General features: G+C 69.4%; 19 protein-coding genes. 8 read left to right on the top strand and 11 right to left on the bottom strand.

Annotated elements, in window-relative coordinates; genetic code table 11:
- Positions 1-360, bottom strand: a complete 360-nt coding sequence (locus tag ELQ94_RS06180) for a gamma-glutamylcyclotransferase family protein (RefSeq protein WP_127048259.1) — start codon at positions 358-360, stop codon at positions 1-3.
- Between the two features lie 50 nt (positions 361-410).
- Here ELQ94_RS06180 and ELQ94_RS06175 point away from each other — a divergent pair, with 50 nt between their 5' ends.
- Positions 411-1,310, top strand: a complete 900-nt coding sequence (locus ELQ94_RS06175) for a phosphodiesterase (protein ID WP_127048256.1) — start codon at positions 411-413, stop codon at positions 1,308-1,310.
- 7 nt (positions 1,311-1,317) lie between these two features.
- On the opposite strand, the gene ELQ94_RS06170 is transcribed toward ELQ94_RS06175, so the two are convergent.
- The 5 genes from ELQ94_RS06170 to ELQ94_RS06150 form a co-directional block, all read right to left on the bottom strand.
- Positions 1,318-2,385: a hypothetical protein gene (locus tag ELQ94_RS06170; RefSeq protein WP_127048254.1), complete on the bottom strand. Its 1,068-nt coding sequence runs from the start codon at positions 2,383-2,385 to the stop codon at positions 1,318-1,320.
- Complete coding sequence (locus ELQ94_RS06165) at positions 2,382-3,017, bottom strand: ATP-binding cassette domain-containing protein (RefSeq protein WP_127048252.1); 636 nt, start codon at positions 3,015-3,017, stop codon at positions 2,382-2,384. The genes ELQ94_RS06170 and ELQ94_RS06165 overlap by 4 nt, the downstream gene beginning before the upstream one ends.
- Complete coding sequence (locus ELQ94_RS06160) at positions 3,008-4,060, bottom strand: peptidoglycan-binding domain-containing protein (RefSeq protein ID WP_127048249.1); 1,053 nt, start codon at positions 4,058-4,060, stop codon at positions 3,008-3,010. The genes ELQ94_RS06165 and ELQ94_RS06160 overlap by 10 nt, the downstream gene beginning before the upstream one ends.
- A 139-nt stretch (positions 4,061-4,199) precedes the next feature.
- Positions 4,200-5,834, bottom strand: coding sequence for a fucose isomerase (locus tag ELQ94_RS06155; protein WP_127048247.1), 1,635 nt, complete (start codon positions 5,832-5,834; stop codon positions 4,200-4,202).
- A gap of 195 nt (positions 5,835-6,029) precedes the next feature.
- Positions 6,030-6,998, bottom strand: a complete 969-nt coding sequence (locus tag ELQ94_RS06150; protein WP_127048245.1) for a LacI family DNA-binding transcriptional regulator — start codon at positions 6,996-6,998, stop codon at positions 6,030-6,032.
- Positions 6,999-7,212: 214 nt separating this feature from the next.
- On the opposite strand from ELQ94_RS06150, the gene ELQ94_RS06145 reads away from it, so the two are divergent.
- Entirely contained in the window at positions 7,213-8,697 is a 1,485-nt protein-coding gene (locus tag ELQ94_RS06145) for an aspartate ammonia-lyase (RefSeq protein ID WP_127050117.1), read from the top strand.
- 83 nt (positions 8,698-8,780) lie between these two features.
- Here the strand turns inward: ELQ94_RS06145 and ELQ94_RS06140 are convergent, their stop codons facing one another.
- A complete protein-coding gene (locus tag ELQ94_RS06140; protein ID WP_127048243.1) occupies positions 8,781-9,662 on the bottom strand; it encodes a fumarylacetoacetate hydrolase family protein in 882 nt (293 codons plus the stop codon).
- A gap of 240 nt (positions 9,663-9,902) precedes the next feature.
- On the opposite strand from ELQ94_RS06140, the gene ELQ94_RS06135 reads away from it, so the two are divergent.
- Positions 9,903-10,274, top strand: a complete 372-nt coding sequence (locus tag ELQ94_RS06135; RefSeq protein WP_127048241.1) for an FKBP-type peptidyl-prolyl cis-trans isomerase — start codon at positions 9,903-9,905, stop codon at positions 10,272-10,274.
- Positions 10,275-10,370: 96 nt separating this feature from the next.
- Here ELQ94_RS06135 and ELQ94_RS06130 read toward each other — a convergent pair whose 3' ends face one another.
- The gene (locus ELQ94_RS06130) at positions 10,371-10,769 is read right to left on the bottom strand and encodes a DUF1304 domain-containing protein (RefSeq protein ID WP_127048239.1); all 399 of its coding nucleotides are present in this window, start codon (positions 10,767-10,769) and stop codon (positions 10,371-10,373) included.
- A 139-nt stretch (positions 10,770-10,908) separates the two neighbouring features.
- Here ELQ94_RS06130 and ELQ94_RS06125 point away from each other — a divergent pair, with 139 nt between their 5' ends.
- A complete protein-coding gene (locus tag ELQ94_RS06125; RefSeq protein ID WP_127048236.1) occupies positions 10,909-11,391 on the top strand; it encodes an Lrp/AsnC family transcriptional regulator in 483 nt (160 codons plus the stop codon).
- A gap of 83 nt (positions 11,392-11,474) precedes the next feature.
- On the top strand, positions 11,475-12,848 hold the full coding sequence (locus tag ELQ94_RS06120; protein ID WP_127048234.1) for an MFS transporter: 1,374 nt from the start codon (positions 11,475-11,477) through the stop codon (positions 12,846-12,848).
- Between the two features lie 76 nt (positions 12,849-12,924).
- Here ELQ94_RS06120 and ELQ94_RS06115 read toward each other — a convergent pair whose 3' ends face one another.
- Positions 12,925-13,230: a protealysin inhibitor emfourin gene (locus ELQ94_RS06115; protein ID WP_127048232.1), complete on the bottom strand. Its 306-nt coding sequence runs from the start codon at positions 13,228-13,230 to the stop codon at positions 12,925-12,927.
- Between the two features lie 110 nt (positions 13,231-13,340).
- Complete coding sequence (locus ELQ94_RS06110; RefSeq protein ID WP_127048231.1) at positions 13,341-14,492, bottom strand: M4 family metallopeptidase; 1,152 nt, start codon at positions 14,490-14,492, stop codon at positions 13,341-13,343.
- 217 nt (positions 14,493-14,709) lie between these two features.
- Between ELQ94_RS06110 and rpsO the strand changes: the two genes are divergently transcribed.
- From rpsO to ELQ94_RS06095, 3 genes are all read left to right on the top strand, one after another.
- Positions 14,710-14,979 carry a 30S ribosomal protein S15 gene (gene rpsO / locus ELQ94_RS06105; RefSeq protein WP_127048229.1) on the top strand — a complete coding sequence of 90 codons (270 nt, stop codon included), beginning with the start codon at positions 14,710-14,712 and terminating at the stop codon, positions 14,977-14,979.
- 137 nt (positions 14,980-15,116) lie between these two features.
- The gene (locus ELQ94_RS06100) at positions 15,117-15,311 is read left to right on the top strand and encodes a hypothetical protein (RefSeq protein WP_127048227.1); all 195 of its coding nucleotides are present in this window, start codon (positions 15,117-15,119) and stop codon (positions 15,309-15,311) included.
- A 7-nt stretch (positions 15,312-15,318) separates the two neighbouring features.
- Positions 15,319-16,086: a fructosamine kinase family protein gene (locus tag ELQ94_RS06095; protein WP_127048225.1), complete on the top strand. Its 768-nt coding sequence runs from the start codon at positions 15,319-15,321 to the stop codon at positions 16,084-16,086.
- A gap of 36 nt (positions 16,087-16,122) precedes the next feature.
- On the opposite strand, the gene ELQ94_RS06090 is transcribed toward ELQ94_RS06095, so the two are convergent.
- On the bottom strand, positions 16,123-17,310 hold the full coding sequence (locus ELQ94_RS06090; RefSeq protein ID WP_127048223.1) for an acyltransferase family protein: 1,188 nt from the start codon (positions 17,308-17,310) through the stop codon (positions 16,123-16,125).
- Positions 17,311-17,406 lie beyond the last annotated feature (96 nt).

The raw sequence follows: 17,406 nt of genomic DNA, 5'->3' as shown, positions 1-17,406 counted from the left end.
TCAGGCTGGCGGTCGCCCGTCACGGTGCACGTACGCCCAGCCGTGCCTCCCGGAGGCCAGCCGGACGGCGATCCGCACGTAGTCGTCGACCTCGTAGGTGTCGGCCGCGTCGAGCTCGGCGGTCGTCACATCGAGGACGGCGCCGCGGACGACATCGTCGGGTGATCCCGTCCACACGAGCGCCGGGTGCACGTCCGTGCCGCTGACCGCGAGGACGTGTTCATCGGTGATGACCACGCTCGACACGACGAATCCGGGCAGGGCGTCCTCGGTCGTCGGCAGTTCGCGGCCGAAGGTGGACAGCTGTACGGACGGGTAGCGGAGCGTTCCGTAGGAGAAGAGGGCGTGGGACTCGGTCACGCTCCGATCGTAGGGGCGTCGTCGTCAGAGGGTCCCGTTAGTCTCGTTCCATGTCGAGGATTCAGATGGGACAGTACCCGCCCGCTCGCCAGACGGTCGTGCACATGAGCGATCCGCACCTCGTCGCTGGGGGCGAGCCGCTCTACGGGATCGTGCCCGTGGTGGAGAACCTGCGTGCAGCACTCGCGCAGATCGAGCGCATGGGGCTCCGGCCGTCCGCGGTCGTCTTCACCGGCGACCTCACTGATCTCGGAGAGCCGGACGCCTACCGCCGGCTCCGGGAGATCGTCGAGCCCGCGGTCGAGGCGCTCGGCGCGCGGCTGTGCTGGGTGCCCGGCAACCATGACGAGCGCGAGGCGATGCGCGTCGGTCTGCTCGACGAGGCGCCGAGCCTCGCCCCCATCGATCGTGTCTGGGACCTCGACGGGCTGCGGCTCATCGGTCTCGACACGAGCGTGCCGGGGTTCCACCACGGGGAGTTGAGTCGTTCGCAGCTCGAGTGGCTCGATGCGCGACTCAACGAGCCGGCCGAGCACGGCACCGTGATCGCCCTGCACCACCCGCCGATCCCCACGACGCAGCCCATGTTCGACATCCTCGAGCTGCGCGAACAGCACCTGCTCGCGGACGTGGTCCGTGGTCGCGGTGTGCGGGCCATCCTGGGTGGGCACCTGCACTACTCGGCTCACGGGACGTTCGCGGGCATCCCCGTCTCGGTGGCGGCGGCCACGTGCTACACGATGAACCTGTCGATGCCGCAACGTGCCGTCAACGGCATGACGGGCGGCCAGTCGTTCCAGATCCTCGACGTCTACGACGACACGATCGTGCACAGTGTGGTCCCGCTCGGCGAGCACACCACGTTCGACACCTTCGACGATGCCTTCATCACCCGTCTCGAGGAGCTCACCCCCGAGCAGCGCGTCGAGGCGTTCTCGCGCAAGCGCTGATCGCTCCTCACCGGTCCTTCACGTACCGGAAGAGGTGGCGTTCACGCGTCACGGCCAGGGCGATCGTGGATCCCGAGAACGCGGCCGCAGCGCCGGGTACGACCACGCGGGCCGAGAGCAGGAGAGTCGTGCCCCGGTCGGAGGGATCCCCCGTGGCGGCCAGGACCGCGGTCGCGGCGAGCGCGACGACCACGACCGGCCCGACCCAGGCGCCCGTCTCCAGAGCCACGATCGCCGCGAGCGACGTCCGCGGTACGCGGGTGTGCAGGGCGGAGGCGAGGGCGACGCGGCGGATGCGGATCGACACGAACCCGATCGCCAGTCCGGCGACGATCGCGACGAGCCAGCCGTGCGCGGTGAGTCGTTCCTCGAAGGACGCGACTCCGTCGAACGTCGTCCCCAGGGTCGTGTTGAGTCGGGACAGCTGCACGTCGGCGTCCCCGGCGGCTGACGGCTGCACGGCCGTGAGGAGGAGGGCCTCGAGGTGCTCGTCGGGGGGCCACGCGTCCACCCAGCATTCGTCGAACAGGGTCGCGGAGGACGAGACGTCGAGGGCGGCGTACCCGAAACCGATCCGCCGGCCGTCCGCCGGGTACGGATAGACCCCGGCGACCCGGGACGTTCCCGCGGCGGTCACGATCGAATCGCCGACCCGTCGGCCCGAGGCGGACACGGCATCGGCTGACAGGACGATCCCGTTCCCGTCCGACGACGATCGCAGCACGTCGGACAGGTGAGGCGTCACCGTGTAGAGCGTGACGGGCGACTGGGGGAGTGTCGCCAGTCGCAGCCCATCGGGCTCCTGCCGGAGCGCCCCCGCGGCCCGGACGCCGGGAAGCGCATCGAGCGCCTCGCACGCGTCTCCACGGACGCGGCCCTCCGCGGCGATCGTGATGACCGATGCGCCGGAGGACTGATACCGCGCGGCCTCGTCGACGATCCGGCGGACGGTGAGCTGATCGGCCGCCGCGAGTCCGGTGACGAGAACGCCGAACACGAGGGCGAAGGCTCCGACCCGGGTGGTGCCGCTGACGATGTCGCGCCACGCCTCGCGCAGGATCGCACCGCGTCTCACGCGTCCGCTCCGCGGCGGGCATCGGCTGGGGGAACCGCCACTCCCAGATCGATGTGCCGAGTGCACGCGTCTCGCGTGCGGGAATCGTGGGTCGCGACGACCACGATCGTCGTGGGGCTCGACGCGGCGAGCAGGGCCTCGTTGACGTCGAGGGCGGTGCGGGCGTCGAGCTGGGCGGTCGGTTCGTCGACCAGGAGCAGATCCGGGTCGGCGGCGAGGCCGCGAGCGAGCATGAGGCGTTGCGCCTCGCCGCCCGAGAGCGACCGGAAGGGGGTCGCCGCCGATTCGGCGAGCCCGAAGCGTTCGAGTTGACGTCGGGCGGATGCGTCGGCCTCGCGCGGGTGGTCGCCGCGCGCGAGGAAGGCGAGGGCGACGTGATCGACGGCGGTGCGGCCCGGCACGCCGAACGGGTTCTGGAACACCCAGCCGATGGCCTCGACGCCGATCCGACGGACCTCGCCGGACGTGGGACGGATCCAGCCCGCGAGGATGGCGAGGAGCGTGCTCTTGCCCGATCCGGAGGGACCCGTGAGCGAGTAGACCTCGCCGGGATGGAGGACGTCCGAGACGTCGTCGAACAGCGCGGGGCCTCCGGGGAAGCGGTGTCCGAGCCCGTCGAGCTCTACCCGCACGTCGTCGACTCCGCGGGCTGGACGGCGACGGACGGTGGCGCTGCGGCATCGTCCGTGAAACGGACGAGCGTCTGTCCGAGCTGGCTGCCGACGATGTCGACGGGCCGCGCGACATCGCCCGCGACGACGCAACCGGTCGCCCCGTCGATCGCGACGACGGCCGACGGCGGCACGACGGAGATGTCCACGGGCTCGGCGAGTTCCATGCTCGCGGTGAAGCTCGTCGCCTCGCCCAGAACGGCCTCGCGGAGGCTCGAGGACGACGTGAGAGTGGCGAGGGCCGCGGTGTCGGTGACGATGCCGTCGGAGGTGAGCGGAAGGCGCTCGCCGTCGACGACGAGGACACGCTCGCCGGGAACGAGGTCGTCCGGGAGCTGTTCCACGGTTGCAGCGGCGAGTCCGGCGGCGAGGGTCGCGAGCGGTTCGCCCACAGCGACCGATGCACCGGTGCCGAGCTCACAGGCATCGATCGCGACCGACGGGGACGGGATCCAGAGGATGCGCATCGCCGTGATCGCTTCGAGCACCTCGGTGTCCCCGATGGCGCGGAACCGGCGCTCGAGTGCATCGAGGGTCTCCGTGCCCAGGATGCCATCGACGGTCACCGGTTCGCCGAGCCGTGCGAGCTCCTGCTGGAGGGCTCTCACGTCGTCGCCCGTGTCCTCCTCGACGAGGTCCCGCCAGAGCGGCACGCGAGTGGACAGAGTGAGTACCGGCGATCCGTCGATCGCGAGGAGGCTCTCCCCCGATCGGATCGAGTCGCCCGCCGCGCACGCGAATCTCGTGACGCGCCCATCACCGGGACTCGTCAGGGTCGTCGCGCTCCCGAGGGAGAATCCGACGTCGACCGACCGGGCGTCATCGAACGGTTGCACTCCGACGGGCACGGCCGTGATGGTGTCGGGCGTCTCGAGGGCCTGCGGAGACGCGGGCGCGACGACGATCGCCGCGATCCCGACGCCGATCGCGAAAGCGACGACGAGGGCGACGAGGACCGCTCCGAGCGCACGCCCGCCGCGCGCGCGGTTCGTGCCACGGGTCATCGGCCGCGCGCCCGGAGCACGGTTCTCTTCATGATTCCTCCCAGAAACGGAAAAGGTCGGTGCCACGGACGGTTTTCGTCCGTGGCACCGACCTTAACAGATCACATACCCGAATAGGGACACCCGTGGAGGGGTGGGATCAGATGGCGACGTCTCCCGCGAGGTGCACGTGCACGCCGAGCTCGGCGAAGAAGGCGGCCTTCGCGAGCGCGGCCTTGTCCGCCGTCTCGGCGTCGGGCGCGTACGCCACCTGCGCGTGATTCGCCTTGTGGCGGGCCATCAGCTGGTCGCGGCTCACACCGTTCAGTACGGCGTGCATGATCGGCCACTGCGGATCCGTCGCGTCGAGTCGACGCTGCGTCTCCTCCGCCGGGAGGTCGACGACGTGTCCGCGGCCGAGGTCGACGTGCAGTTCGCCGCCCTCGAGGAAGACGCGCGACCACACGATCTCGCCGGGCTTCGACACCCCGCTGAGTGTTCCGCCCCCGAGCGGGAAGAACATCGCCGGCTGACGCATGCTGTAGCTCTTGTCGTAGCCGCCGTTGTGGCTCGCGGGCACGGAACCCGAGATCTCGAAGACCCAGACGAACTCGCCGTCGTACTCCTCGCCCCAGCGCACGTCGTGCAGCGTGTTCGCGGGGTCGAGACCCATCGCCGTCCAGATGCGATTGGTCACGAGCGCGTCGACCGCGACTCCCTCGTCCACCTCGTTGAAGTGGGGGAGCGGCGCGCCCGCGTAGAGCTCCCGCGAGCCGTCCCGCGCGTGCACGGGCGGGCGCGAGACGTTGTTGAGCAGTCCCTCGGCGAGATCCGACGCCGGCACCATGTCCTTGAGGCCCTGCTGGTACTGGATGCCGATGGCGTCGACACCGAAGTCGTCACCCATGCGCACGGCGGCGATGTACATCTTCATCTGGCTGTGAACCTGTGCGGGGGTCAGCTCGGACTCCTCGTCCTCACCGAAGTGGAAGGTGAGACCGGCCTCGTCGAGCCAGGCTTTCGCGGCGCTCGCCTCCTCGTCGCTCACGCGGTTCATCTCCGCGAGCAGGGCGCTCTGCGAGAGGCGCTCCTTGTAGATGCCGATCGCGTTGAGGAGTTCGTCGTCGATGATGGCGTTGTACATGCCCATGCAGCCCTCGTCGAAGATTCCGATGATCGCCTTGTCCTCGACGAGCTCGCGCGCGAGGGCCCGACCGAGTTCGACCTCGGCCGAGGACTCGTCGAGCGCCGGCAGGTCCCGCACGTGGCTGATGTCGTGCACGATCGCGCCGGTCGTCAGCCACTCCTCGAACTTCGCGAGCGCCCAGTCGTCGGTGAAGTCCTTGCTCCACAGCGACGAATAGGCGATGCCAGCCTTCGTGAGGCTGCCGGTGAGGTTCAAGAGGCCGACGAGTCCGGGGAAGTCGCCAGCCCAGTTGGCCACGACGAGGATGGGTCCCTCATGGCTGCGGAGGCCCGCGAGCACGTGGTGGCTGTACTGCCAGACCGCGTCGACGACGACGACGGGGGCGTCCTTCGGGATGTCGCGGAAGACCTCGATCCCGAGGCGCTGGCTGTCGATGAAGCCGTGGCCCTTCGCCTCGTCGACGCCGTGTGCGCGTTCGACGGACCATCCGAAGCGGGAGGCCGCTCGCGTGACGTCGCCCTCGAACGCCTCCTGTGTCGGCCAGCACTTCGTGTTGGCGGAGAGGCGCAGGTCGCCGGATGCGACGGTGTACAGGGTCTTCGGGGCCGTGGTGCGGCGCTCGCGCACGGCGGGGAACGCGTAGCTCATGAGGCGATCCCCTCAGCCTGGGTGTCGACGTCGGGGTGATCGAGCGTTCTCATGCGTCCTCCTTGATGCATTGCCGGCGCGGACGTGTCGTCCCTCGCTGCTCCAGCGTTACAGAAATCGATTTCAGACGCAAGCGATCGGAAGGGTCCGTGGTGACGAACGCCGTCGACCCACCCGGCGGTGCGCCGTCGGTCGTCAGACCACGGGGACGGCCTCGAGCACGACCGTGCGTGGCTCCTGGCGGTCGCCGGCGATCCGTTCGAGGAGGATGCGGGCGGCCGCGGATCCGAGCTCGCGCGCCGGGAGGGAGACCGTCGACACCCCGGTCGGGGCCGACGTCGAGAAGGGCAGCGCCCCGAACGAGGCGATCCCGACGGCCGGGGGATGGATGCCGGCGTCCCGCAGTGCCCGCAGAGCGCCGACGCTCATGAGGTTGTTCGCCACGAAGACGGCGTCCGGCCGCTCGTCGTGCGCGAGGAGTCGCTCCAGAGCGGCGTAACCGCCGTCGACGCGGTAGTCGGCGTGCTCGAGGAGGGTCGGGTCCTCGGGCAACCCGGCCGCCTCGAGCGCCGCGCTCCAGCCGGCGATGCGCCGGGTGGACGTCTCGACGTCGGCGGGACCGGCGATGCACGCGATGCGCCGGTAGCCTCGTTCGACGAGAAGCGTGGTCGCCGCGCGCCCCCCGGCGACGTTGTCCACCGTGACCGCGTCGATCGCGGCACCGCGGGGGACCCGGTCCACGGCGACCACGGCCTTGTTCCGGTCGAGCAGGGGCGACAGGTCGCTGCGATCGCTCGCCGCCGCGATGATGACGCCCGCCATGTGCTCCGACACGGCCACGTCGAGGTAGCCGGACTCCCTCGACATGTCGTCGTCCGTGTTGCAGAGGACCACGGAGTAGCCGGCCGCGCGCGCCTCGTCCTCCACTCCGCGGGCGAGCGCGGTGAAGTAAGGGTTCTCGATGTCGGGGATGACGAGGGCGATGATGTCGCTGCTGCGCAGTCGCAGCGTGCGGGCCGTGCGGTTCGGGACGAAGTCGAGTTCCGCGGCCGCCTCCTTCACGACGCGCTCGTTCTGCGGGGTCACCGTGGTGCCGTTGAAGACGCGGGACACGGTGGCGGGGGAGACCCCGGCGAGTCGCGCCACGTCGTAGATCGTCGCCACAGAGGCGTCCTTTCGTCGGTGTCCTCACTCTAATGAGGAGTCGGTGCGGTCGATCGATCGTCCGCTCACACCCCTCGTCTGCGACCCGATCGGGGAGGGATCGCCGCGTTAGACTCGAGCCGTCCCGCCACAAGCATCGACACCGGCAATGGAGCCAACCACCGTGACACCTTCACAGACGACCGCGACGCACGACACCTTCGGCAGTGAGACCATGACAGACACCGAGACCCACCGATCGAACAGCGCCGCGGGATCCGCCGTGCGCACCGAGACGGACTCCCTCGGGTCCCTCGACATCCCGGCGGAGGCGTACTGGGGCATCCACACCGCGCGTGCCCTCGAGAACTTCCCGATCTCGAAGCGACCGATCTCCGTCTACCCGGACCTCGTCGTGGCCCTCGCCTCGGTGAAGCAGGCCGCCGCGCGTACCAACGCCGACCTCGGTGTCCTCAGTCGCGCGAAGGCCGACCTGATCGACCAGGCCTGCCAGCGCGTCATCGACGGAGAGTTCCACGACCAGTTCGTCACCGGGGTCATCCAGGGCGGGGCCGGTACCTCCACGAACATGAACGCGAACGAGGTCATCACCAACGTCGCGCTCGAGATCGCCGGGCGCCCGAAGGGTGACTACGCCTTCCTGTCGCCGTACGACCACACCAACCGCAGCCAGAGTACGAACGACGTCTACCCGACCGCGGTCAAGATCTCGCTCGCGTTCGCCCTGCGCCACCTGCTCGTCGAGCTCGAGGAGTTGCGGGCCTCGTTCGCCGCGAAGGCCGTCGAATTCCGCCACGTCCTCAAGGTGGGTCGCACCCAGCTCCAGGACGCCGTCCCGATGACGCTCGGCCAGGAGTTCCACGGCTTCGCGACGACGCTCGGGGAGGACCACGCCCGTCTGTCCGAGACCGTCTGGCTCCTCGCCGAGATCAACCTCGGCGCCACGGCGATCGGCACCGGCATCACAGCGGATCCGCGCTACGCCGCGGCGGTCGTCGAGCACCTCAACGCCATCACCGGCCTGCGCCTCGAGACGGCCCCCGATCTCATCGAATCGACGAGCGACGCCGGCGGGTTCATGTCGTTCAGCGGCACGCTCAAGCGCTCGGCCATCAAGCTCTCGAAGATCTGCAACGACCTGCGGCTGCTGTCGAGTGGACCCCAGGCCGGCTTCGGCGAGATCAACCTGCCGCCCCGGCAGGCCGGATCGAGCATCATGCCGGGCAAGGTGAACCCCGTGATCCCCGAGGTCGTCAATCAGGTGGCGTTCTCTGTGGTCGGCGCGGACATGACCGTGACGATGGCGGCCGAGGCCGGGCAGCTCCAGCTGAACGCGTTCGAACCCGTCATCGCACATTCGCTGCTCCAGTCGATCACGTGGCTCACGCAGGCGTGCTGGACCCTGCGGGTGAACTGCATCGACGGCATCACCGCCAACGAGGAGCGCCTCGGCACCATGGTGGGCAGCTCGGTGGGGGTCATCACGGCGCTCACACCGTTCATCGGCTACACGGCCGCGGCCGCGCTCGCGAAGACCGCTCTGCTGACGCACCGCAACGTCGCCGACCTCGTGGTCGAGGCCGACCTCATGTCACGCGAAGAGGTCGACAAGCAGCTGTCGCCCGCTCGCCTCTCGGGTCTCGAGGCCACCACGATGGCGATCCCCATCGTCGACGTGGACGCGCAGCCCGGCTCCTAGGCGTACCGACCCCGACCACGAGAACGGGGATCGCGCGCGTCGATACGTGCGCGATCCCCGTCCTCTCGTCGTGGGTCGACGCGTCAGACCATCCGGCAGTGGGTCGTGAGCTCTCCGATGCCGTCGATCGAGACGGTGACCGTCGACCCGTCCTGCAGGAACACCTGAGGGTCGCGCGAGTAGCCCGCACCACCCGGGCTGCCCGTGGAGATGAGGGTGCCGGGAAGCAGGGTGGTGCTGCCCGAGATGTGGGAGATGAGTCGCGCGACGGTGCGCACCATGAGCGCCGTCGAGGAGTCCTGCAGCACGCGTCCGTCGAGGACCGTCTTCACGTGCAGGTCCTGCGGATCCGCGACCTCGTCGGCTGTCACGACGATCGGCCCCGTGGGGGTGAATCCGTCGAACGACTTGCAGCGTGTCCACTGCGTCTCGGAGTACTGGATGTTGCGGGCCGTGATGTCGTTGACGACCGTGTACCCCCACACGTAGTCGAGGGCCTCCTCTTCGGTCACGTTGCGTGCCGGGCGGCCGATGATGACACCCAGCTCGGCTTCGTAGTCGACCTGCTCGCTCAGCTCGCGAGGCCATTCGGTGGTGTGGCCGTGTCCCGTCAGCGAGTTCGGCCAGAGGGTGAAGAGGGTGGGGGCCTGGTCCGTCTTGAGGTTCAGCTCGGAGGAGTGCGCCGAGTAGTTGAGGCCGACGGCGATCACGACGGGGGGTTCGAGGACGGCGGACGCGTGCTCGAGCTCCGAGAGGGCCACGGGCTCCACTCCCGAGGCCGCCGCGTTGCCGACGTAGGCCGACACACGGGCGAGCTCGTCGTCGCCCCGAGTGATCAGGTCCTGGAGAGTCGAGGGGGCGTCGTCGAGGATCTCGTCGAGGAACACCGCCCCGTCGTCGACGACGGCGGCGAGACGGATTCCGGCGTCGGGCTGGGCGGGGGAGATCAGGTGCGCGAACTTCACGTCTCCAGGGTATCCGCTCCACCCGGGAGTGGCGGGAGCCGCGGAGTCCCTTTGCGGCCCGCCTCGACGCTCACCGGCCCCGACATGATTCATCGCCCGGTGCTGCGGCGGTGCCTGCGAGTCGACCGGGCGATGAATGCGTAGCAGCATCATGCTCCTCGCGGCCCGTGTGCGCAAGACCCCCGTCTCGAACGAGGTGGCTCCTTTGACGTGGGCTGCCCCGAACGGTTGGATGGTCGTATGACTGAAGCACGCAACAAGCCAGAGATCGACGCCCCCACCGGCCCCGCGCCCGAGGCCCTCGAGACCGTCGACCTGATCGTCGGCGACGGAGACGAGGCCCAGGCGTCCTCGACCGTCGAGGTCCACTACCTCGGTGTCTCCCACTCCTCCGGCGAGGAGTTCGACTCCTCCTGGAGCCGCGGCCAGAGCATCACCTTCCCCCTCGCCCAGCTCATCCAGGGCTGGCAGGAGGGCATCCCCGGCATGAAGGTCGGTGGTCGTCGCCAGCTCACCGTGCCGCCCCACCAGGCCTACGGTCCGGCCGGTTCCGGCCATCGTCTCTCGGGCGAGACCCTGATCTTCGTGATCGACCTGCTCGGCGTGCGCTGACCCTCAGCCCCCGAACGCCACGAACCCCCGACGGACGCCGTTCCGCCGGGGGTTCGTCGTGTCCGGCCCCGTGAGGTCGGAGAGGGCGACGATGGTTCAGGGGGTCGCCGTCACGACCTCGATGATCACGAGCACGATGGTGATGAGCGGGAAGAACGCCTGCACGAGCGCGCTCTTGATGCGCCCCTTGCCGCTCGACACAAGCACGAGCGCCGCGAGCAGCATGCTCGAGACGGAGAAGAGGCCGATCGCGAGACCCGCTCCGACGAGGCCGACGGCGTAGAGGATGACACCGAGGATCGTGCCGATCGCGAGGAACAGGTTGTAGAACCCCTGGTTGTAGGCGAGGGTCCTCGTGGTCTCCGCATCCTCCTGGCTCGTGAGTCCGAAGCGGCGCCAGACGTTCGGGCGGGTCCAGGCGACGGACTCCCAGTAGAAGATGAGCACGTGCAGGGCGGCGGCGGCCACGGCGGCGGCGGTGATGAGGATGATCATGGCTCCGACACTAGGGCAGTGCGCCCCGTGGGGTAACGCGTTGTGGGGGAGGGACTCGAGGTGCCCTCTTACGTAGACTTCCGGAGGCGGAGGTATCGATCACGTCCTCCACCACCCGAACCGAAGCAGGGGAAGAGTCGTGACGAGCTCCAAGAGCGAACAGCTCGATGACATCGACCGGGCGCTCCTGCGCCTGCTGTCGAAGAACGCGCGGTCCTCCGGGTCCGCGCTCGCAGGCGAGCTCGGGATCGCGGAGTCGACGGTGTCACTGCGTGTCCGCCGCCTCCAGCGGTCCGGTCACATCACGGGGTACCACGCCGACATCGACCTCAACGCGCTGGGAGCGCCCATCCAGGCGATCATCGCGGTGCGCCTCACGAAACACGCGCGGGCCGAGATCGAACGCTTCCGAGCCGAGGCGCCTACCTGGCCCGGCGTCATGGCCCTCTTCCACATGGGAGGCCGTGACGACTACCTCCTGCACCTCGCCGCCCACAACTCCACGGAGCTGCGCGACTTCGTCGTCGACTATCTGACGGGCCACCCCGCCGTCGCGCACACCGAGACGAACCTCGTCTTCGAGTACGCGCGGGGCACCGGCTGGTACGACCTGCTCAGCTGAGGCGAGGGCCCCACCCACCGGTCCGGACGGGAGGCCGTTCGCCGTGTGTACCCGTGCTGGGTCTGGGCTGTGAGAATAAGCGCATGGACACGGAAACCGTCACCGGTCGGGCCCCTGCGGGGGCGACCCGGATCGAACGCCTCGACCGGCTGCCGTTCACCCGCGAACACCGGCGACTGCTCGTGGGTTCCGGCGTCGGTTGGGCGCTCGATGCCATGGACGTGGGGCTCGTCTCCTTCGTCATCGCCGCGCTCGCGATCACCTGGCCGGATGACATCGGGTCCTTCGGGTTCGTCGCCTCCGCCGGCTTCCTGGGCATGGCGATCGGCGCGAGCGTCGGAGGACTGCTCGCCGATCGCATCGGTCGGCGCCAGGTGTTCGCCTTCACCCTGCTCCTGTTCGGGCTCGCGACGGGTCTTTCTGCCCTCGCCTGGTCGGTGGGCGTGCTCATCGCGCTCCGCTTCGTCGTGGGCCTGGGCCTCGGTGCCGAGCTGCCGGTGGCCTCCACGCTCGTGAGCGAGTTCGCACCCCCGCGGATCCGCGGCCGCATCATCGTCATCCTCGAGTCGTTCTGGGCCGTCGGTTGGACCGTCGCCGCTCTCATCGGCTTCTTCGTGATCCCCACGAGCGACGCGGGCTGGCGGTGGGCGCTCGCTCTCGGTGCCGTTCCCGCGGTCTACGCCGTCGTCATCCGGCTCGGCCTCCCGGAGTCGGTGAGGTTCCTCGAATCGAAGGGACGCATCGGCGAGGCCGAGGCGACCGTCCGACGGTTCGAGGAGTCGGCCGGCGTCCCCGCCCCGGCGGTCGCCCCGTCGACAGTGGCCGAGGTTCCGGCGCCCTCCGCTCCCGCCCGGCTCTCGGGCCTCTTCGCCGCCCCCATCCGACGACAGACCATCTCGCTCTGGATCGTGTGGTTCTGCGTCAACTTCTCCTACTACGGGGCCTTCATCTGGCTGCCGACGATCCTCGTGGCCTCCGGTTTCGACCTCGTACGAGGGTTCGGGTACACGCTCATCATCACTCTCGCTCAGCTGCCCGGCTATGCCGTCTCGGCGGTGCTCGTGGAGAAGTGGGGACGCAATCGAACTCTCGCCACGTTCCTCGTGGGCTCGGCCGTGTCGGCGACACTCTTCGGCCTCGCCTCCGCGGAGTGGCAGGTCATCGGCGCGGGCATGCTGCTGTCGTTCTTCAACCTCGGCGCGTGGGGCGCTCTCTACGCGGTCACCCCCGAGCTCTACCCGACGCCCCTGCGGGGGACGGGTGCGGGATGGGCCGCCGGCGTGGGGCGGATCGCCTCGATCATCGCCCCCCTCATCGTGCCCGCCCTGCTCCTGTCGGCGTCGACGACGGTGGTCTTCGTGCTCTTCGCCGTCTTCTTCATCATCGCGGCCGTCGCCGCACTCGGCCTCGCGGACAAACGCGGGAAGTCGCTCGACGAGGCCCTCGACCAGAGCTGAGGCCCGCGCGCCAACCGGAACGCGGCAGGGCATCGAGCGGACGAGAGGCCACGCGTCGAGCGGGTCTCGTGAGGGGTCAGCGAGAGGGACGGACGGGCGTCCCGCAGTCCTTCACCCGGTCGACGAGTTCCTTCCAGCCACCGGTGAGCGCACGTTCGGGCAGGGCCGCTTCGTGGCCGGAATCGTCGGCCTCTGCACGCGGCGCGATCCGGATGATCCACGTGTAGCGGTCCGGTTCGCTCGGCTGGGCGGGAACGTCGTCCCACGGAAGATCGTCGATGAGGATGAGCCACTCGTCCTTGTCCGGCTGCTCGTCGACGTCCGCCTGCCAGCCGCGCGAGATGCCGGCGAATCCGCCGCTGCGCGTGACCTCGACTCTCATGCGCGCAAGTCTACGCTCGGTGCTCCGCCCGGGGGCCGGTGCGTTCGACCCTGGGGAGGAGGCCCCGGCACCGCCGCGACCCGGCTGTCCTGCCCGGAGCGGGAGGCCCGTCAGAAGCGGGGGAGGGTGCCGTCTCCGTCGTCGGCCGGTTCGGCGCCGTCCGGCGTCACGCCGACGCCGTTCCAGGCCGCGACCACGGCGGACCGCTCGTCCGAGTCCGCTCCGAAAAGCGCCTCCGCCGAGCGGATCGTCTGCGCCGCGAACTCCGCGAACGTGGCGGTCGCGGTGAGGGTGCCGAGGGTGAGCGCGTGGTACCAGATACGTCCGGCCTGCTCCCACGCGAAGCCGCCGATGACGGTGGCGGCGAGGTGGAAGGCCTTGTTGGGGATGCCCGAGTTGAGGTGCACCCCGCCGTTGTCCTCGACGGTCTCGATGTAGTCGCGCATGTGGCCCGGCTGCGGATCAGCGCCGAGCACGTCGTCGTCGTAGGCCGACCCCGGTTCGGCGAGCGAGCGGATCGCGTCGCCCTCCACCTCGTCTGTGAAGAGTCCGACGCCGATGAGCCAGCTCGCCTCGTCGGCGGACTCGCCCGCGGCGTACTGCTCGACGAGCGCCCCGAAGACGTCGGCCACCGATTCGTTGAGCGCGCCGGACTGCCCCTCGTAGACGAAGTTCGCCGAATACTGCACGACGCCGTGGCTCAGCTCGTGACCGATCACGCTGAGGGACCGGGTGAAGCGTTCGAACACTTCACCGTCACCGTCGCCGAACACCATGCGCGAACCGTCCCAGAACGCGTTGTCGTACGCCTCCCCGAAGTGCACCGTGGCCTCGAGGGGCAATCCCGCGTCGTCGATCGAGTCGCGATCGAAGGCGGCGGCGAACAGGGCGTGGGTGGCCCCGAGACCGTCGTACGCCTCGTCCGTCGCCGCATCACCCGTGGCGGGATCGCCCTCGCCACGGACGCGCGTGCCCGGGAGTTCCTCGGTGCTCTGCGCATCGAAGACGGCGCGGACGAGCTCGCCGCGGGTCGTCGGACGCGGTGTGGTGAGCGACGAGGCCGCGTCCTCGCGCACGCCGGCTGGTCGGGAGTGCACCGTGCGACGGACGAGCGAGTGCCGGGCGGCGGCCGCGGCCCGGCGGAAGCCGGGCTCGTCGAGAGCGGCGAGACGTTCGAGGAGATACGGCGGCACGATCGCGCAGTGCGTGTGCCCGCTGATGCCGGTGATGGTCGTGTGGGTCGGGCGGTTCTCGATGTTCATGCGTGTTTCCCCCGTCGTCTCGTCGATGCGAGCATCCTCACACACGCGTCCGACATCGCGTCGACACGTCGGCCGTGGTGGGGGAGGGACGGCCGGTCCCTCCGCTGCCGACCCGGACCTGCTAAAGTGGGGAAGTTGCCGTCGAACGGCCGCGGATCAAGAGCGCCCCGACATCAGGTCGTGGGCACCGCGCAACGAACAGGAAGGGGATCCCTCTATGGCACTCGATTCAGACTCCAAGAAGGCGATCATCGAAGAGTACGCGACCCACCCCGGAGACACCGGATCCCCCGAAGTGCAGGTAGCCATCCTCACCACGCGGATCGTCGGCCTCACCGAGCACCTGAAGGAGCACAAGCACGACCACCACTCTCGTCGTGGCCTGCTCCTCCTCGTCGGCCAGCGTCGTCGTCTCCTGGGCTACCTCCAGGACGTCGACATCAACCGCTACCGTGCGCTCATCGGGCGTCTCGGGCTACGTCGCTAGTCAGCTCCATCACGGCGCTGATCGGCTCTCGCCGACAACGCGAACTTCTTGTCGAACGGGCCGTCACCCTCACGGGTGGCGGCCCGTTCCGCATGACATACGCTGGACGAGCACGCCGACGATCCCCGGAGGAACACATGCGCAGGAGCCCCTGGTCGACCCTCGTCGGCATCGTCGTCTTCGTGCTCGCCCTCATCGTGGCCTGGTGGCTCGTGGGTGTCCTCTTCAACGTCGCGTGGTTCATCGTCAAGGCGGTCTTCGCCGTCATCGTCGCGCTCATCCTCGCCGGGGTCGCGGCCTACCTCGTGAGTCGCGCCCGCTCCGGCGACTGAGTCCCTGATGGCACGCTCGACCGTCGTGAAGTCCTCGCCGTCGGCGATCGACTCTTATCCGGCGGAGGCCGCGGGTCTCGACTGGCTCGCCGACGCACGGGGGGCTCGGATCGCGCGGGTGATCGAGGTGTCGCCCTCTCGCATCGAGCTCGAACGGATCGATCCCGCTCCCGCGACCGTCGAGCACGCCGTCGCCTTCGGCGCCTCCCTCGCCCGCACCCATGCAGCGGGGGCCGACGCCTTCGGCAGCCCGCCACCCGGCTGGTCGGGGCGCCTGTACATCGGGCGGCGCGAGATGCCGCCCGCGGCGGAATCGGCCTGGGGCCGGTTCTACGTCCGCGATCGCGTCCTGCCGTTCCTCGACGTCGCGGTGCGCGCCGGGAACGTGACCGACCGCGAGGCCGAGATCATCCGTGCGGCGTGCGAACCGGTGTCGGAGGGAGCCTTCGACGACGACGAGCCCCCGGCGAGGATCCACGGAGACCTGTGGTCGGGCAACGTGCTGTGGTCGTCGATCGGAGTCGTCCTCATCGACCCGGCGGCCCACGGCGGGCACCGGGAGACGGACCTGGCGATGCTCGACCTCTTCGGCTGCCCGTTCCTCGACGACATCCTCGAGGGCTACGGCCGCGCCGCGCCGCTGCGGCCCGGATGGCGTGATCGCGTGCCGCTGCACCAATTGCACCCGCTGGCCGTGCACGCCGCCGGGCACGGTCGCTCGTACGGCCGCGCCCTCGTGGACGCTGCGCAGCGGGTCGCCGCCCTCACCGGCTGACCGACCTCCCGCTCGCTCGCGTGGACGCGCTCCGGATCAGCGCGCGGGGCGCGCGTCGGCGTCACGGGCATCGGACCCGGGCGTCTCACCGTCGGGCCGCCGCCGCGGGGTGTCCCGACGCGACCCGGTCGGATCCGTGCGCGACTCGCCACGCTTCCGGTCGGGGTTGTCGGAGAAGAGCCACCGGGGTTTGGGTTCGATGAGCGGTCGGAAGACCCGCCGGACGGGGCTGGACGACAGCGCCATCGTGAGGAAGACCGAGCCGATCAGCATCGCCACGAGCCAGATCCGGGTCGTCGTCTCGTCGCGCAGGACGCCGGTCTCCCGCAGCGGATAGAGGACGAAGCTGTGGAGGAGATAGGCGTACATCGTGTACTGCCCGAAGGTCGTGAAGAACATCTGGCGTCGAGGGACGAGGGAGAACAGCGCGGTGACGAGGAGCAGGGCGATGACGATGAGCCCGAGTCGCACGCCGCCGGCCCACCACTGGTCCTCCCCGAGCCCCTCGTAGGAATCGTCGTAGAAGAACCAGTAGCGGAGATCGATGGCGCGCCAGAGGTCGATGCCGGACCAGAACACCCAGACGGCGAGTGCGAAGAACGCCACGGCGGCCGCGCGGACGCCCATGACGACCTTCCGATCGGCCGCGTGCCAGATGTCCGCGAGCGGTGTCGTGCGGAGTCGCCAGCCGATCACGAAGAAGGGGAGGATGCCGAGCGTCCGCGAGAGCGAGAACGTGCTGTCCACGTTGTCGAGGTAGCCGACGCCCACCGATACGACGACGGCCCAGAGCACGGGCCAGCGGATGAGTGCGAGGTAGGGGAGCACGAGGCGGAAGATGCCGAGCGCGAGCAGGAACCAGAGGGTCCACGACGGCTGCGTGGGGTTGAGGTTGCCCTGCCCCTCCACGGCGAACTGAACGAGGGTCCAGACCGACTCGAAGATGATGTACGGGAGGATGATGTCCGTGATCACGCGCGACATCTGGCGTCGCCCGGGCGGCTCCGACTTGGAGAAGTAGCCACTCACCACGGCGAAGGCCGGCATGTGGAAGGCGTAGATCGCGAGATAGACCGTGAGCGCCCAGTCCGAGTCGTACGTGAGTCGCTGGATGCCGTGGCCGGCGACCACGAGGACGATGCACGCGAAGCGGATGTTGTCCCAATACGGCACCCGACGGCCGGAGGATTTCTGGGGTGCCTGGGCGTTCGCGGTGTCGACCATCTGTCGCCTCTCTCGTCGTTCCCCCACCCTAGGCGGCTCGGGAATAGACCCGGACCCCTTGCCGTTCCGATACTTGTATTCAAGTGAATAGAAAAG

The sequence above is a fragment of the Labedella endophytica genome, assembly GCF_003990045.1.
In the GTDB taxonomy this organism is placed as follows: Bacteria; Actinomycetota; Actinomycetes; order Actinomycetales; family Microbacteriaceae; genus Labedella; species Labedella endophytica.
The sequence above is the reverse complement of the archived record's forward strand: the minus strand, read 5'-3'. Positions and strand labels throughout refer to the sequence as shown.

Bases quoted from the DNA above. Each gene is read 5' to 3' on its own strand.
- ELQ94_RS06160 (WP_127048249.1), bottom strand. From the start codon at position 4,060: ATGACCCGTGGCACGAACCGCGCGCGCGGCGGGCGTGCGCTCGGAGCG.
- rpsO (WP_127048229.1), top strand. From the start codon at position 14,710: ATGGCACTCGATTCAGACTCCAAGAAGGCGATCATCGAAGAGTACGCG.
- ELQ94_RS06100 (WP_127048227.1), top strand. From the start codon at position 15,117: ATGCGCAGGAGCCCCTGGTCGACCCTCGTCGGCATCGTCGTCTTCGTG.
- ELQ94_RS06110 (WP_127048231.1), bottom strand. From the start codon at position 14,492: ATGAACATCGAGAACCGCCCGACCCACACGACCATCACCGGCATCAGC.
- ELQ94_RS06095 (WP_127048225.1), top strand. From the start codon at position 15,319: ATGGCACGCTCGACCGTCGTGAAGTCCTCGCCGTCGGCGATCGACTCT.
- ELQ94_RS06145 (WP_127050117.1), top strand. From the start codon at position 7,213: ATGACAGACACCGAGACCCACCGATCGAACAGCGCCGCGGGATCCGCC.
- ELQ94_RS06130 (WP_127048239.1), bottom strand. From the start codon at position 10,769: ATGATCATCCTCATCACCGCCGCCGCCGTGGCCGCCGCCGCCCTGCAC.
- ELQ94_RS06155 (WP_127048247.1), bottom strand. From the start codon at position 5,834: ATGAGCTACGCGTTCCCCGCCGTGCGCGAGCGCCGCACCACGGCCCCG.
- ELQ94_RS06115 (WP_127048232.1), bottom strand. From the start codon at position 13,230: ATGAGAGTCGAGGTCACGCGCAGCGGCGGATTCGCCGGCATCTCGCGC.
- ELQ94_RS06135 (WP_127048241.1), top strand. From the start codon at position 9,903: ATGACTGAAGCACGCAACAAGCCAGAGATCGACGCCCCCACCGGCCCC.
- ELQ94_RS06090 (WP_127048223.1), bottom strand. From the start codon at position 17,310: ATGGTCGACACCGCGAACGCCCAGGCACCCCAGAAATCCTCCGGCCGT.
- ELQ94_RS06175 (WP_127048256.1), top strand. From the start codon at position 411: ATGTCGAGGATTCAGATGGGACAGTACCCGCCCGCTCGCCAGACGGTC.
- ELQ94_RS06120 (WP_127048234.1), top strand. From the start codon at position 11,475: ATGGACACGGAAACCGTCACCGGTCGGGCCCCTGCGGGGGCGACCCGG.